A 14,097-nucleotide genomic window follows, 5' to 3' on the forward strand; every position below is an offset into this window, starting at 1 on the left:
TGCGACGGGACGGTGGGCTGAGGTGCACATCGTCTACCCCGTCGTCGTCTCCGCCCTGCTCTTCTCGATCGGCGTGTACGGCGTGCTGGCCCGGCGCAACGCGATCCTCGTGCTGATGTCGGTCGAGCTCATGCTGAACGCCGTCAACCTCAACCTCGTGGCCTTCGACGTGTGGCTGAGGGACCGGCTGCACGGCGGCCAGGTGCTCACGCTGTTCGTCATCGTGATCGCGGCCGCCGAGATCGGCCTGGGGCTGGCCATCGTGCTGGCCGTCTACCGCAACAGGCGGAGCATCGACGTCGACCGCCTCCGTGATCTCGCGGAGGGCGACGCGCCCGAGGTCTCCCCGCAGTCCGAGGTCTCCCCCGGCCGGGTGGCCGTGGGCGAGGACGCCGACAGGGAGGCCGGATCGTGATCCCCGTGGTGGCCCTGATCGTCCTGTTACCGTTCGCGGCCGCCGCGGCGGGGCTGCTGGGCTCGCGCTGGCCGCGCGGCGGGAGCCGTACGGAGGCGAACGACCGCGCCGCCGCACGCCGGGCGGCATGGTTCGCGATCGCGCCCGGCACGGCGTCGTTACTCCTGACGCTCTGGCTGGCGGTGTGGTCGGCCCGGGCCTCCGGATCCGGCGGCACGGCGTTCTGGGCCGGGCTTCTCCCGGGGAGCACCGAGGGCACGCTCACGGTGGTCGACACGGGGTCGGTGCCCATCTCGGTCACGTTGCGGGCCGACGGGCTGTCGATCCTGATCGGCGTCCTCGTGGTCGTCGTGGCGCTCGCCGTCCAGGTGTACTCCGTCGGGTACATGCGCGACGATCCGCGTTACGCCTCCTACAGCGCCTTCATCAGCCTGTTCACCAGCGCGATGCTCCTGGTGGTCTACGCGGGGGACCTGATCGTCCTCTACGCCGGCTGGGAGATCATGGGCCTGTGCTCGTACCTCCTGATCGGGCACTGGTGGGAGGATCGCGCGAACTCCAGGGCGGCGGTCAAGGCGTTCCTCGTCACCCGTCTCGGCGACGTCGGCTTCCTGTTCGGGATCTTCACGCTGGGGATGGCCGCGGGCAGCTTCAGGATCGACGCCGTGCTGAGCGCCGACATCCCGACAGGAACCCTGATCACCGCGACGATGCTGCTGCTCGCCGGCGTCGCGGGCAAGAGCGCCCAGGTGCCGCTGCAGACCTGGCTGCCGGACGCCATGGCCGGTCCCACTCCGATCAGCGCGCTCATCCACGCCGCCACGATGGTCGCGGCCGGAATCTTCATCGTCGCGCGCCTTTATCCCGCCTTCCTCGGCGCCCAGCCGACCCTCGACGTCCTGGGCGTCGTCGCCGCCGTCGGCATGCTGGGCGCCGCGCTGGCCGCCCTCGCGCAGAACGACCTCAAACGGGTCCTCGCCTACTCGACGATCAGCCAGCTGGCGTACATGGCGGGGGGTCTCGCGGCGGGGTCGGACAAGGCGGCGATCTTCCATCTGCTGACGCACGGCGCGTTCAAGGCGCTGCTGTTCCTCGGCGCCGGGGCGGTGATCCACCACGTCGGGTCCAACCTGATGAGCCACATGGGCGGGCTGCGCACCTCGATCCCGTTCACGTTCGCGGGGATGACGATCGGCTTCGCCGCCCTGATGGGCCTGCCTCCGGCGAGCGGCTTCTTCAGCAAGGATGCGGTGATCGCCGCCATCGAGCACTCCCACTCCCCGGCCCAGCCCTTCCTGTACGCCGCGGCGTTGCTGACCGTCGGAGTGACCGGCGCGTACGCGATGCGCGCCTGGCTGCGGACGTTCTTCGGGCCGTCGCGGGTCGAGGCGCTGCCCGAGCCCGAGCCGGGCACGGCCCACGTGTTCGACGGCCGCGAGGCGCCGAGGTCGATGCTCTGGCCGATCGGCGTGCTCGCCGTGCCCGCCCTGCTGCTGGGATTCGCCGACGTCGCCGAGGTCGACTGGGGGTCCGCGCTGGTGAGCCTGATCGTCGGCCTGCTGGGCGCGGGCGTCGTCTACACCTTCTGGCGCGGGGCGCCGCACCAGGACCCGGCCCGGATGCTCGGCCCGTTCCGGACGGCGTGCGAGCGGGCCTTCTACGTGGACGAGGCCTACCGGGCGGTGTTCGCCCGGCCGATCCTCCGCCTGGCTCACGGGGTCGTCAGGACCGACCGGCAGGTGGTCGACGGCGCCGTCCGAGGGTCGGGCCGGCTGACGATGGGCCTGTCCGGGGTCGTGCGCCTGGCCCAGAACGGCAACGCCCAGCTCTACGTGACGGGCCTGCTGGCAGGACTCCTGCTGATCACGGTGGCGGCGGTGGTGCTGGGATGAACTGGCTTCTGCTCGCGCTGCTCGCGGTGCCTCTGGCCGGCGCCGCGGCCCTGACCGCCCCCGCGTTCGCCGGGCGGGCAGCCGGCCGGTTCGGGATCGCCGTGTCGGCGCTGACCTTCCTGCTCGCGGTCGTCGTCGCCGTGGTCTTCGACTACGGCGACGCGGGCCGCATGCAACTCGAAACGGACTGGTCCTGGATCCCCGGCCTCGACCTGCGGTTCCACCTCGGGGTGGACGGCATCTCGCTGCCGCTGGTCGTGCTGACCGCGCTGCTGAGCCTGTTGTGCTTCGTCCACCTCGCCGGGCGTCCCCCGGACGGCGGGCGCGTCCGGGCGCTGGTGTTCACGCTGCTCGTGCTCGAAGTCGGGATGATCGGCACCTTCCTCGCCCTCGATCTGCTGCTCTTCTTCGTGTTCTTCGAGGTCGTGCTGGTCCCGATGTACTTCGTGATCGCCATCTGGGGCGGCCGCGACCGGCGTGCGGCGGCGGTGAAGTTCATCCTCTACACGCTGCTCGGCTCGGCCGTCCTCCTGCTCGGCCTGCTGGTGATCTGGGCCCAGGCGGGCACCCTCGACATGGTCGAGCTGACCGCCAGGCACGGGTCGGGCATCGCGAGGTCCGTGCAGATCGTCGCGTTCCTGGCCGTCGGGATCGGCCTCGCGGTCAAGACGCCGATGTGGCCGCTCCACACCTGGCTGCCCGACGCGCACACCGAGGCGCCGACGGTCGGTTCGGTCCTGCTGGCGGGCGTCCTGCTCAAGATGGGCTCGTACGGCTTCGCCAGGATCGCGATCCCGATCCTGCCCGAGGGCGCGGCCGCCCTGGCCCCCTGGCTCGGGGCGCTCGCCGTGGTCGGGATCATCTACGGATCGCTGGCCTGTCTCGCCCAGCGCGACCTCAAGCGCATGATCGCCTACTCCTCGGTCGGCCACATGGGCTTCGTGCTGCTCGGCTTCGCGACGCTCACGCCCGTGGGCGTGAACGCCGCGCTGTTCGGCAACATCGCCCACGGCCTGATCACCGGGCTGCTGTTCTTCCTCGCCGGCGGGATCAAGGAGCGGTACGGCACGGCGGACCTGGTCAGGCTCGGCGGCGGCATGCTGCGGCGGCTGCCGTACATCGGGTCGCTGCTCACCTTCGCCTGCGTCGCCTCGCTCGGACTGCCGGGGCTGGCCGGGTTCTGGGGGGAGATGCTCGCCCTCTTCGGGGCGTTCCGGCCCGCCGCAGGTCTGTCCCGGCCGCTCTTCCTCGTGTTCATGACCGTCGGCGGCGTCGGCACGGTCCTCACGGCGGCGTACTTCCTGGTGATGTTGTCGCGGGTGACCCACGGCCGGTCGCGGGAGACGGTCCCCGTCGGGCCGCCACTGGCCTCGGCGGAGGAGGTCCGCGTCGTGCTGGGACCCGGCGAGCCGGTCGAGCCCGTCGCCACCGGGACGGCCGTCGCCGAGGTCGAGGGCTCCCATCCGCCTGCCGGCCGCCTGGCCGACGTGACGTCACGTGAACTGGTCGCCTGGGTGCCTCTCGTGGCGCTGACCATCCTGTTCGGCGTATGGCCCAAGGCGCTGCTCGACCTCACGGGTCCCGCCGTGCAGGCGATCCTCGGTCTCGGAGGCGGCGCCGGATGATCCAGTCGATCGACTACACCGCCATCGCCGTTCCGCTGATCCTCGCGCTGACGGCGGGCCTGGTCCTGGTGCTCGACGTCTTCCTCCCCGCACGTCCCGGCGGCGGGCGGTTGCTGGGCGTCGTCGCGCTCGGCGGCGTCGCCGCGGCGATCGCCGTCCTGGTGGCCCAGGCCGTACAGGGAGGGGAGCGGCGCACCTTCTGCGTGCCGCCCTCGCTCGGGGGCGGGTCGTGCTCGTTCGTCCTCGACCGGTTCACGCTCGTGTTCACGGCGCTCGTGCTCGCTGCCGGGGTCGTCGTCGTCCTGCTGTCCATGGCGGAGCCGGCGAGCGGGCGGATTCCGGTCGGCGAGTGGTACTTCCTGCTGCTCGCCACGCTGACCGGGGCGGTGCTGCTGGCGGCCTCGCGCGACCTGGTCATGCTGGTCGTGTCGCTGGAGCTGGTCTCCCTGCCGGTCTTCGCGCTGACGGCGCTGCGCCGCTACGACGGCCGGGCGTCCGAGGCGGCGCTCAAGCTGTTCCTCGTGTCCGTGGTCTCCACCGCGATCATGCTGTTCGGCGTCTCGTTGTTGTACGGCGTGACCGGCTCGGTGTACCTGGATCGCATCGCCGCCTTCTACGCGTCCGGGCAGGGCGGGCCGATCGGAGTCGCCCCGGGCGTCACGACCGTCGCGATCCTGCTCGTGCTGGCCGGATTCGGGTTCAAGGTCGCCGCCGTGCCGTTCCACTTCTGGGCGGCCGACGTCTACCAGGGCGCGCCGATCCCGGTGGCGGCGCTGTTGTCGGTCATCTCCAAGGCCGCGGGATTCGCCGGGCTGGTCCTGGTCCTGACGATCGCGCTGGCGAACCAGGCCGCCGTGTGGGCACCCGTCGTCGCCGTCATCGCCGCGCTGACCATGACCGCCGGCAACGTGCTGGCGATGCGGCAACGCCAGGCCGTACGACTGCTGGCCTGGTCGTCGGTCGCCCAGTCGGGGTACATCCTCGCTCCGCTCGCCGCCTTCGCCGCGGTCCCTCGGGACGCGGCCGGCGCCTCGGTGGCCTACCTGGTGTTCTACGCGGCGATGAACCTGGTGGCGTTCGGCGTCGTCATGCTGGTGTCCCGGGTGCGGGAACGGGGCGACCTGGACGACTACCAGGGGCTGGCCTTCCACAGCCCGGTCGCGGCGCTGTCCCTCGCCTTCTCGCTGGTCTGCCTGGCGGGGCTTCCTCCCGGGCTCGCGGGCCTGTTCGCCAAGGTGGTCGTCTTCCGCGCGATCGTCGACGGAGGGCTCGGCTGGCTCGCCGTCGTGATGGCGGCCAACACGGTCGTCGGGCTGTACTACTACATCGCCTGGACGGCCCGGCTCTTCACCCCGCTCTCCACGGGGGCGAGCCGCCCCAGGTCCGGCCCCGTCGCGGTCGCGGTGGGGCTGGCGGTGGCCGTCACGCTGGTCTTCTCCGTCGCCCCGCAGGTGGTTCTGTCGGCGGTCGGCTGAGATCACAGCGCCTGCCCAACGGGGAACGTTCAGCCAGGCCGTAGGCGTTAGTAAGGCTGAACGCACCTGACCGTGAGGAGGAGGCGTGCACCACAACGGCCTGCGGACCGCGGTCCTTCTTGGAGCGCTGTCCGCGTTGATCCTGGTGGTGGGGGCCTGGATCGGAGGCGGCGGGGGCCTGCGGCTCGCGCTGGTGCTCGTGCTCGTCACCAACGGTCTCGCGTACTTCTTCTCCGACAAGATCGCGCTGTCCGCCATGCGGGCCCGGCCGGTCGCCGAGGTCGAGCAGCCGGTGCTGTACCGGATCGTGCGGGAGCTGTCCTACGACGCCCGCCAGCCGATGCCCCGGCTCTACGTGTCCCCGACCATGCAGCCCAACGCGTTCGCCACGGGCCGCAATCCGCGCAACGCGGCCGTCTGCGTGACCCACGGCATCCTCGGCATGCTCAACGAGCGCGAGCTCAAGGGAGTCATCGGGCATGAGCTGTCGCACGTCTACAACCGCGACATCCTCATCAGCTCGATCGCCGGCGCGCTGGCCACGATGATCACCTATTTCGGTTACATCGGCCTGTTCTTCGGCTCCGACGACGACGAGGGCCCGGGCGTCCTGGGCGCGCTGCTCGTCATGATCCTCGGCCCGGTGGCCGCGTCGATGATCCAGATGGCGATCTCCCGGTCGCGCGAGTTCGCGGCCGACGAGTCCGGGGCCCGCCTGACGGGCGACCCGCTCGCGCTGGCGTCCGCCCTGCGGAAGATCGAGATGGGCATCCGCCAGTTGCCGCTCCCCGAGAACGCGCGGCTGGCGTCGGCGAGCCACATGATGATCGCGAACCCGTTCCGCCAGGCCGGGATCGGCAGGCTGTTCTCCACCCACCCGCCGATCGCCGAGCGGATCTCCCGCCTGGAGCGGATGGCCGGCTACCGGCGCTGACGCGGTCGGGAACGCAGGGTCGCCGGGTCGGTCTCCTCGGGCCGCAGCGCCGGCAGGCCGTCGATGCTCTCCCGGTTGTTCCTGGCCCGGTAGTCCCGCTTCTGCTGCACGTCCTTGCGCTCGGCCCACTCGTCGAGCAGCGTCCGGTCCTGGTCGTACGTCATGAAGGGCACGGAGTAGCCGCACGAGTCGGAGATCCGGTCGCAGTCGACCACGATGATCGACCTGACCCCCGGGTGCGGGCCGAAGAGCGTGAGCAGGTCGTCGAAGGCCGCGTCGTGCGGTGTGACGACGCGGCCCGTGCCGTACAGACGGACGATTTTCGGGGGACCGGTGAAGGCGCAGAACATCACGGTCACGCGGCCGTTGTCACGGAGGTGGGCGATCGTCTCGACGCCGCTTCCGTCGAGATCCAGATAGGCGACGGTGGTGTCGTCGATCACCGCGAAGGTGTCCGCGTACCCCTTGGGGGACACGTTCACGTGGCCGCCGCTCTGCGGTGCCGTCGCGACGAAGTAGACCGGCTGGGTGGAGACGAAGTCGCGCAACCGGTCGGTGAGCCGCTCGTAGATCTTCCCCATGCCGCGACGATAACCCGGCGATCGCGGGCCGTTAATCCCCGATCCTGGTGGCGTCGGCCACAGGCGGCCGGGCGTCCTTCGCCGCCGCCAGACGGTCCATGAGCTCACCGGCCAGGTAGAGCAGGTGGCGTTCCGCGGGCGACAGGTGCCGGGCGATCGCCGCCGCGAGCCACTCGTCCCGGTACGACATGTCCTCGACCAGCGCCGCCTCGCCGGAGGGCGTGAGGGTCAGCAGCGACCGCCGTCCGTCGGAGGCGTCGCGGTCACGCCGCACGAGCCCGTGTCCTTCCAGGTCGGCCAGCACGCGGGTCATCGTCTGCGCCTGCACGTGGTCCGCCGCGGCGATCTCCTTCGGCGTCATCCCCCCGTTCCGGTAGAGATGGGCGAGCACGCTCAGCTTGGCGCCGCTGAGGCTCTCCGCCGGTCTCTCCGCGCGCAGCCGTCTGGCGAGCCGCATCGCGCCCCGCCGTACGGCGGCCGTTCCCTCACGCTCTTCCACTCGTGAAATCCTACGCTTTCTCTTGCTAATACGGCCTTCAGACGGCAAAAATCGTACGCATATGCGTATGAAAATTCCCCGCTCTTTCGTCGCCGCGGCGGGCACCGCCGTGACCCTGGGCGTGCTGGCCTCAGGCGAACGGCAGTCGCTGGGCGTCGTCATCCTCGGCGTCGTCCTGGCGATCTCACTGGAGCGCGCGGGGACGGGCCGCCGTTCGCTGCTGGTCGTGCCCGTCGCCGTCGTCACCGGCCTGATCGGCGCCCTGATGCACTGGTCGCCGTTGCCGGGAGAGGCCGTCTTCGTGGCCGCGGTCTTCGTGTCGATCCACCTGCGCCGGTACGGCCCCCGCGCCGCCGCGATCGGGCGGATGATGTTGCTGCCGCTGGTGGGGCTCTTCATCGCGCCGGTGCCCGTGGGCCACGATCCGTGGAGCGCGCTCGTGTGGGCGGCGGTGGCGAGCGCCGTCGCGGCCGGATGGACCGCCCTCACCTCGATCCGCGCACCCGCCGGTGAGCCGGTCCCGGAGAGGACCACAGGATCGGTTCACACGAGGTTCGCCGCGCAGTCGGCCACCGCGCTCGCCCTGGCGTTCGGCCTCGGCCATCTGATCTTCCCCGGCCACTGGCCCTGGGTGGTGATCAGCGCGTTCACCGTGTCGGTGGGGGCGCGCTCCCGGGGTCACGTCCTGCACCGGAGCATCCAGCGCACCGGTGGAGCCCTTCTCGGCACGGCCACCTCCACCCTCGTCGGCGTCCTCGTCCTCGGTCACGGGTGGCTCGTGGCCGTGATGATCTTCGCCTACCTCCTGGCCGGGCTGATCCTGCGCGACCGGAACTACGCGTACTGGTCCTTCTGCGTCACCAGCATTCTCGCCCTGCTGTACGGCCTCGCCGCTCCGGCCGGGGTCTCCGGCGTGGAGGTCCTGGGGGAACGGCTGGCCGCGGTCGTCGTCGGCTGCCTGTGCGCGGTCCTGCCGGCCTGGGTCCTGGTGCCGGTCAGGACCGAGGCGGTCATGCGGAAGAACCTGGCGCGGACGCTGGCCGCGCTGGGGAAGCTGCTCGAGGAGCCGGGCGAGGACGGCCGGCGCGAGTTCGACAGGAGCGTGGCGGCGCTCCGCGTGGCCGCAGAGCCCGGCCTGGCCTGGCGCCGCGTCGTCCGGCGCCCCGGCCTGGCGGACTGCGTCGAGCCGCTCGCGTCCTGCGGAGCCCTGGTCGTGGATCCGGGCGCCGACGGCGGACCGGCCGGGCGGGCGGCCCGAGGCGCGCTGCGGCGCAACATCGGAGCCACCCGGCTGGCTCTCGCCCGCAGGCCCGTGCCCGAACTGGTACCGGTGGCCGTGCTCCACCCGGGGTCGCCCCTCGCGACGCTCGACCGGACGCTTCGGCAGGTCCACTCGACCGTCTCAGCGGCGTGCGTCCCGGCACCGAGCCGGCCGGGTTCGGCCACACCCAGCGCCGGAACGGCGTTCGGCTAGACCCCCGGATGGAGGACGCGGTGGAGGAACTCGCGTGTCCTGTTGTGCCGAGGCGCGGAGATGACCTGCTCGGGCGGTCCGTCCTCGACGATGACGCCCTGGTCCATGAAGACCACCCGGTCGGCCACCTCGCGGGCGAAGCCCATCTCGTGGGTGACCACCAGCATGGTCATGCCGTCCTCTGCGAGGCGTCGCATGACCTGGAGGACGTCGCCGACGAGCTCCGGGTCGAGCGCCGAGGTCGGCTCGTCGAACAACATCAGCGACGGGTTCATCGCCAGCGCCCGGGCGATGGCCACCCGCTGCTGCTGTCCGCCGGACAGCTGAGCCGGGTAGGAGTCCGCCTTCTCGCTGAGCCCGACCTTCTCCAGGTTCTCCCGCGCGATTCGTACGGCCTCGGCCCGCGGGCGCTTGAGCACCCGCTCCTGGGCGATCGTGACGTTGCGCAGGACGGTGAGGTGCGCGAAGAGGTTGAACTGCTGGAACACCATGCCGAGTTGCCGACGAGCGGCGTCGATGTTCACATCCGGGTGGGTGAGCTCGACCCCGTCGACGAACACCTGGCCGGAGGTGGGCTGCTCCAGCAGGTTGACGCAGCGCAGCAGCGTCGACTTACCCGAGCCCGACGGTCCGATGACGCAGACGACCTGGCCGCTCTCGACGCTGAAGTCGATGCCCTTGAGCACCTCGAGCCTGCCGAAGGACTTGTGCAGCTTCCTGATCTCTACGGTGCTCATCGGTGCCCTCCCTGGCGGGCCTCCAGGCGGCGGGCCACATACCCCAGCGGAATGGTGATCAACAGGTAGGTCAGGCCGGTGACCAGCAGCGGTGTCGGATTGGCGAAGGTCGAGGACTGGTCGTTGCCGAACTTGGCCAGCTCGACCTGTGTCGCCGTCACACCGAGGATCAGTACCAGCGAAGAGTCCTTCAGGAGGGCGACGAGCTGGTTGGTGAGCGGCGGCACGACGATCCGGATGGCCTGCGGGATGATGATCGACACCATCGCGCGTCCGTGCGGCATGCCCAGCGAGCGCGCCGCCTCCATCTGCCCCTTGGGCACCGCCTGGATGCCGGCCCGGAAGTTCTCCGCCATGTAGGCCGCGGAGACCATGCCGAGCCCCAGCGCCGCTTGACCGTACACGCCACCGGGCAGTTCGAAGCCGGGGAAGGCGAGCGGCACACTGATGATCATCAGGAAGACGACCAGGATCGGCAGGCCCCGGAAGACCTCGATGTAGAAGGCGGAAAGCCATCGGTACGGCGCCACCCGGGACAACCGCATCAGGGCCAGGACCAGGCCGAAGGCGAAGCCGAGGACGAAGCCCGACAGGGTGTAGATCACGGTGTTCCGCAGAGCCACCGTGAACAGCTCGGGCAGGCCCTCCTTAGCGACATCGAGGTTAAGGAACGACTGCCGGATGGCCGACCAGTCGGCCAGCGCAGCGAGCAGGACGGCGACCGCGATCAGCACGGCGTACTGCATGCCCCGGCTGGCTCGCTGTCGCTGCCGGAGGGTGAGCCGCCTCCCGGAGGAGGCGGGCGTCTGTTGGTCGGCCATCACGTCACGAAGTCGGGGTCGCGGACGGGGTGGCGCCGGGCTCGGTGCCGAACCACTTCTTGTAGATGGCGTTGTAGGTGCCGTCGGCCTTGGCGGCCGTGATGGCGTCGTTGATGACCGTGGCCAGGGCGGTGTTGCCCTTCTTCATGCCGATGCCGTACTGCTCACCGGTGTCGAGGCTGGCCACCTGCGCGAACTTGGCGCCGATCTCCGGCTTCTTCAGCCACGTCTGCACGACGGGGAGGTCCTGGACGATCACGTCGGCCTGACCGGTCTGCAGGGCGAGGAGTTCCTTGGGCGAGTCGGCGTACTCGACCGGGTTGAAGCCCTGCTTCTTGACGTAGTCGAGACCCGTCGTGGACGCCTGGGCGCCCAGCTTGAGGTTCTTGGCCTTGACGTCGGCGAGCGAGGTGATCCCGCTGTCCTTCTTCGCCATCAGCGACTGGGTCGCGTCGAAGTACGGCACGGAGAAGAGGATGTTCTGCTTGCGCTCGTCGGTGATCGTCATGCCGGCGGCGGCGACGTCGCACTTGCCGGAGTTCATGGCCGCGCCGCTCTTGATGGCGGCGAAGTCGATGTCGACGATGTCCTGCGTCACGCCGAGCTTCTTGGCCGCCAGGTTGACGATGTCCACGTCGAAGCCGACGACGTCACTGCCCTGGTTGAACTCGAAGGGCTCGTAGGGGATGTTGGTGCAGGTTGTGATCTTGCCTGCGTTGACGAGCTTGACTCCCCCCGCTGCCGGGGCGGCGGTGGACGTGCCGTCCGAGTCACTGCTGCCGCAGGCCGAAGCGGCCAGCGTGATCGCCAGTGCCGTCGTGCCGATCGCGGCCGCTCGGGGGATGGTGGACCAGAGAGCCACGCAGGCCTCCTCATTGTGGAACAAACCGAACTTCCTGCATGCGCAGTTTAGGGGCACATTGCACCGGCCCGTCTTCGGGCTGAACTTTAGGGTCGAATCCCCATATAGAACAACAGACCCACAGAAAACGACAGTTGTTTAGAGACCGTCGCGTTACAAGACCGAGCATGCGCCGGAGAGATCCGTGATGGCGGCGACCGCTGTTCCGCCGCCGCCGATGAGCGAGCCTAGCGTCGATCATGCCTCCGACCTGTGGTCCGGGCATCCCGGCGCTTCTCGCCCTTTCCGTACGCGCCCGCGTCGTCGTGCGCCGGAAATGCGGGCTCGCCGACTCTCTTCTCGCCGGACCGCAACCGGGGAGCGGCCATCGGGATAGAGGACGGTGTCAGCACCTTGGACAGGGAGGACGCACCCATGAAGGAACACACCGGCCCATGGCTACGGCGAGAGTGGTGAGTCCGCCCGCGGAGAAGCTCGACGATTCGGGAATCGTCGCGGCCTCCCTGGCGGATCCCGAGGCGTTCGGCGAGTTGTTCCGACGCCACGCCTCACGACTCCACGCCTACATCAAGCGGCGCCTCGGGCCTTCCCTCGCAGATGACGTCGTGGCCGAGACGTTCGCCACCGCGTTCCGGCAACGAGGCAGATTCGACGGGCGAGCGGAGTTCGCGGCGTGGCTGTGGGGCATCGCGAGCAACGTGATCGCCCGGCACCATCGGCAGGAGACCCGCATGTACCGGGCGTTCGCCCGGACGGGCGTCGACCCCGCCGAGGAGGGCGTCGCCGAACTCGCCGGCGACCGCGTCGACGCCCAGGCATGCGGTCCTCAGCTGGCGAAGGCACTCGCCTCACTGAGCGCTCAGGACCGCAGCGCCGTGTTGTTGCTCGCCTGGGGCGAGCTGTCTTACGCCGAGATAGCGGCGACGTTGAATCTGCCGCTCGGCACCGTCAAAGCCAAGATCCACCGGGCTCGGACCAAGCTCCGTAAGGCCCTCCCCGAGGAGAAGAACGATGGATGAGATCGACGAGCTGCGGCGGATGCGGACGGCGCTGGCCCGAGAGGAGAGCCCGGACCGGCTCGCCCTGCGCACCGACTGGCGGCGGTCCGGCGTGGCGCCACGCCCCCGCCGCGGCTTCAAGGTTCCGGTCGTGAGCATGATCTCGGCGGCCGCTCTGGTCGCCGGGGCCGTCGTCGTCATCTCCGTGAACTCCTCTCCGGCGCCGGACGGGAGCCGGCCGGTCCGTCCGGAGAAGAGCAGGGGCCCTCTCGAGCCGGGCAACGCGCTGCTGGTCGCCGCCACGAACGTGGAGAAGGGGGCGACGGGAAAGTACTGGCACACCACCCGCATCACCGGGGAGATCTACGCGGTCGGCAAGACCGCGGCGGACCACTACAAGCTCGAATCGAGGATGCAGTACGACGAGTGGACCGACTCGAGCGGCAAGCAGTGCATCAACCCCGACGACCTGCCCGCCCGCCCGTGGACCGCACTCGACGAACAGAAGTGGGAGAAGGCGGGAGCTCCCACCACGGTGGAGTTCCCCATCCCGGAAGGGACCGGCGTTCTGTTCCTGAAACCCACGAGAACGGGAGGACCCTGCCGCGTGGTCGGTGAGCGGCGATTCCTCGGTATGACGGTGAAGCAACTGGCCGCGTTGCCCACCCGGCCCGAGCAATTGGAGAAGGCCCTGCTGAACATCAAGGGCAACTGGGAGGCGGTCAGCTCGAAGCCCGGAGAGCGGCCGATCCGGGCACTGAAGGGGGACAAGCGGGTCCGGGCGCTGAGCGATGCGGCCGGCACCCTGCTGGGCGTCGCGCCCGCCCCTCCTGAGGTGCGGGCGGCGGCGTTCCGCATGCTCGCCACCCTCCCAGGCGTCAAGGCCGAGGGTGAGACGACCGACCCCCTGGGCCGCCGCGGAACGGTGATCTCTCTGCCGGTCGAGACGACCGTTCCTCTCGGCCTCTACACCGCGCCCAAGCAACTCGGCACCTACCGGCGGCAGTGGATCATCGACCCGGGCAAGGGGACGCTGCTGGCTGTACGGGATCTCGTGGCGACGCCGCCGCACGGCTCACGGGAGCTCCCCCCGGGAGACGACGGAAAGCCTCGCCGCCTGACCGTCGACACACAGCCTGACCGGTTCCACAAGCCTGGCGAAGTGGCCGACTACGAGGTGTACGCGAAGGCGGAGTGGAGCGACGCGGCGCCGAACTGAACGCGTGCCCCCTGAGCATCACTGACCGCGTGCTCTTGAGCGTTCACCGTGGCGTGAGATCGCTCAGTTGAGGATGTCGACGACGGGGATGTCGGGATGGCGCGCCCGGAGGACCTCGGGGCGCGCGTCAGGACGGGCCAGCCGCGCAGGTCATAGAAGGCGGCCGCATGAGCCAGAGACAGGTCGCTGACGGCGGTGCCCTTCAGCAGCCGGTAGCTGACCAGGAGCGCCTGCTGGGAGGTGAGCGCCGACTCCTCCCCTCCCAGGGTGAAGTCCGCCCCGAGTATCTGTGTGATCAGCCGGCGTTCCTCGTCGGTTCCGGCCCGGGAGAAGGCCTCCGCCACGCAGACGGAGGGGATCAGCAGGGAGGCCGACATCTCCTTGATCTCCCCGCGTCGCATGAAGGCCGCCGGTTCCTGGCGCGCCCATGCCTCCAGGGCGCTGGTGTCCATGATCAGTCCGGAGACGGCGTTCACCGGGCGTCGCCCTCCGCGCCGCGGTCACGTGCCGCCTTCCCCGCGGCGAGGGCGGCACGGAAGCCGGCGCCGTTGTCGTGGATCCGGCG

Annotated in this window: 14 protein-coding genes; 8 read left to right on the plus strand and 6 right to left on the minus strand. The window is 70.2% G+C overall.

The window, feature by feature from the left end; translation table 11 throughout:
- Positions 1 to 22: 22 nt before the first annotated feature.
- The 5 genes from nuoK to htpX all read left to right on the plus strand — a co-directional run bounded on the left by nuoK (position 23) and on the right by htpX (position 6,341).
- Positions 23 to 415, plus strand: a complete 393-nt coding sequence (gene nuoK / locus Pka01_RS07860) for an NADH-quinone oxidoreductase subunit NuoK (protein ID WP_239114815.1) — start codon at positions 23 to 25, stop codon at positions 413 to 415.
- On the plus strand, positions 412 to 2,307 hold the full coding sequence (locus Pka01_RS07865; RefSeq protein WP_203881928.1) for an NADH-quinone oxidoreductase subunit 5 family protein: 1,896 nt from the start codon (positions 412 to 414) through the stop codon (positions 2,305 to 2,307). The genes nuoK and Pka01_RS07865 overlap by 4 nt, the downstream gene beginning before the upstream one ends.
- Positions 2,304 to 3,932: a complex I subunit 4 family protein gene (locus Pka01_RS07870; protein ID WP_203881929.1), complete on the plus strand. Its 1,629-nt coding sequence runs from the start codon at positions 2,304 to 2,306 to the stop codon at positions 3,930 to 3,932. The genes Pka01_RS07865 and Pka01_RS07870 overlap by 4 nt, the downstream gene beginning before the upstream one ends.
- Complete coding sequence (locus Pka01_RS07875) at positions 3,929 to 5,407, plus strand: NADH-quinone oxidoreductase subunit N (RefSeq protein WP_203881930.1); 1,479 nt, start codon at positions 3,929 to 3,931, stop codon at positions 5,405 to 5,407. The genes Pka01_RS07870 and Pka01_RS07875 overlap by 4 nt, the downstream gene beginning before the upstream one ends.
- A gap of 85 nt (positions 5,408 to 5,492) precedes the next feature.
- Positions 5,493 to 6,341 (plus strand): zinc metalloprotease HtpX, encoded by an 849-nt coding sequence (gene htpX / locus Pka01_RS07880; protein ID WP_203881931.1) that lies wholly within the window; start codon positions 5,493 to 5,495, stop codon positions 6,339 to 6,341.
- Here the strand turns inward: htpX and Pka01_RS07885 are convergent.
- Together Pka01_RS07885 and Pka01_RS07890 are read right to left on the minus strand one after the other, a co-directional pair.
- Entirely contained in the window at positions 6,329 to 6,922 is a 594-nt protein-coding gene (locus tag Pka01_RS07885) for a pyridoxamine 5'-phosphate oxidase family protein (RefSeq protein WP_203881932.1), read from the minus strand. The genes htpX and Pka01_RS07885 overlap by 13 nt on opposite strands.
- 31 nt (positions 6,923 to 6,953) lie before the next feature.
- Positions 6,954 to 7,421 (minus strand): MarR family winged helix-turn-helix transcriptional regulator, encoded by a 468-nt coding sequence (locus Pka01_RS07890; protein WP_203881933.1) that lies wholly within the window; start codon positions 7,419 to 7,421, stop codon positions 6,954 to 6,956.
- 67 nt (positions 7,422 to 7,488) lie between these two features.
- Between Pka01_RS07890 and Pka01_RS07895 the strand changes: the two genes are divergently transcribed.
- Positions 7,489 to 8,895 (plus strand): FUSC family protein, encoded by a 1,407-nt coding sequence (locus Pka01_RS07895; RefSeq protein WP_203881934.1) that lies wholly within the window; start codon positions 7,489 to 7,491, stop codon positions 8,893 to 8,895.
- On the opposite strand, the gene Pka01_RS07900 is transcribed toward Pka01_RS07895, so the two are convergent.
- From Pka01_RS07900 to Pka01_RS07910, 3 genes are read right to left on the minus strand one after another with little or no spacing between them, the layout of a single operon-like run.
- Positions 8,892 to 9,632 carry an amino acid ABC transporter ATP-binding protein gene (locus tag Pka01_RS07900; protein WP_203881935.1) on the minus strand — a complete coding sequence of 247 codons (741 nt, stop codon included), beginning with the start codon at positions 9,630 to 9,632 and terminating at the stop codon, positions 8,892 to 8,894. The genes Pka01_RS07895 and Pka01_RS07900 overlap by 4 nt on opposite strands.
- Positions 9,629 to 10,453 (minus strand): amino acid ABC transporter permease, encoded by an 825-nt coding sequence (locus Pka01_RS07905; RefSeq protein WP_203881936.1) that lies wholly within the window; start codon positions 10,451 to 10,453, stop codon positions 9,629 to 9,631. Before Pka01_RS07905 ends, Pka01_RS07900 begins: the two co-directional genes overlap by 4 nt.
- A gap of 4 nt (positions 10,454 to 10,457) precedes the next feature.
- Positions 10,458 to 11,315: a transporter substrate-binding domain-containing protein gene (locus Pka01_RS07910; protein ID WP_203881937.1), complete on the minus strand. Its 858-nt coding sequence runs from the start codon at positions 11,313 to 11,315 to the stop codon at positions 10,458 to 10,460.
- A 434-nt stretch (positions 11,316 to 11,749) separates the two neighbouring features.
- On the opposite strand from Pka01_RS07910, the gene Pka01_RS07915 reads away from it, so the two are divergent.
- The gene (locus Pka01_RS07915; protein ID WP_203881938.1) at positions 11,750 to 12,334 is read left to right on the plus strand and encodes an RNA polymerase sigma factor; all 585 of its coding nucleotides are present in this window, start codon (positions 11,750 to 11,752) and stop codon (positions 12,332 to 12,334) included.
- Complete coding sequence (locus Pka01_RS07920; RefSeq protein WP_203881939.1) at positions 12,327 to 13,532, plus strand: CU044_5270 family protein; 1,206 nt, start codon at positions 12,327 to 12,329, stop codon at positions 13,530 to 13,532. Before Pka01_RS07915 ends, Pka01_RS07920 begins: the two co-directional genes overlap by 8 nt.
- On the opposite strand, the gene Pka01_RS07925 is transcribed toward Pka01_RS07920, so the two are convergent.
- Positions 13,484 to 14,008 carry a hypothetical protein gene (locus Pka01_RS07925; protein ID WP_203881940.1) on the minus strand — a complete coding sequence of 175 codons (525 nt, stop codon included), beginning with the start codon at positions 14,006 to 14,008 and terminating at the stop codon, positions 13,484 to 13,486. The two genes, Pka01_RS07920 and Pka01_RS07925, sit on opposite strands and share 49 nt — an antisense overlap.
- Between the last annotated feature and the right edge of the window lie 89 nt (positions 14,009 to 14,097).

It is taken from the genome of Planotetraspora kaengkrachanensis (genome assembly GCF_016862895.1).
GTDB lineage: Bacteria > Actinomycetota > Actinomycetes > Streptosporangiales > Streptosporangiaceae > Planotetraspora > Planotetraspora kaengkrachanensis.

Excerpts from the sequence above, each read along its gene's own strand:
- Pka01_RS07875 (WP_203881930.1), top strand. The coding sequence starts at position 3,929 with ATGATCCAGTCGATCGACTACACCGCCATCGCCGTTCCGCTGATCCTC.
- Pka01_RS07905 (WP_203881936.1), bottom strand. The coding sequence starts at position 10,453 with ATGGCCGACCAACAGACGCCCGCCTCCTCCGGGAGGCGGCTCACCCTC.
- Pka01_RS07900 (WP_203881935.1), bottom strand. The coding sequence starts at position 9,632 with ATGAGCACCGTAGAGATCAGGAAGCTGCACAAGTCCTTCGGCAGGCTC.
- Pka01_RS07915 (WP_203881938.1), top strand. The coding sequence starts at position 11,750 with ATGGCTACGGCGAGAGTGGTGAGTCCGCCCGCGGAGAAGCTCGACGAT.
- Pka01_RS07870 (WP_203881929.1), top strand. The coding sequence starts at position 2,304 with ATGAACTGGCTTCTGCTCGCGCTGCTCGCGGTGCCTCTGGCCGGCGCC.
- Pka01_RS07895 (WP_203881934.1), top strand. The coding sequence starts at position 7,489 with ATGAAAATTCCCCGCTCTTTCGTCGCCGCGGCGGGCACCGCCGTGACC.
- Pka01_RS07920 (WP_203881939.1), top strand. The coding sequence starts at position 12,327 with ATGGATGAGATCGACGAGCTGCGGCGGATGCGGACGGCGCTGGCCCGA.
- Pka01_RS07885 (WP_203881932.1), bottom strand. The coding sequence starts at position 6,922 with ATGGGGAAGATCTACGAGCGGCTCACCGACCGGTTGCGCGACTTCGTC.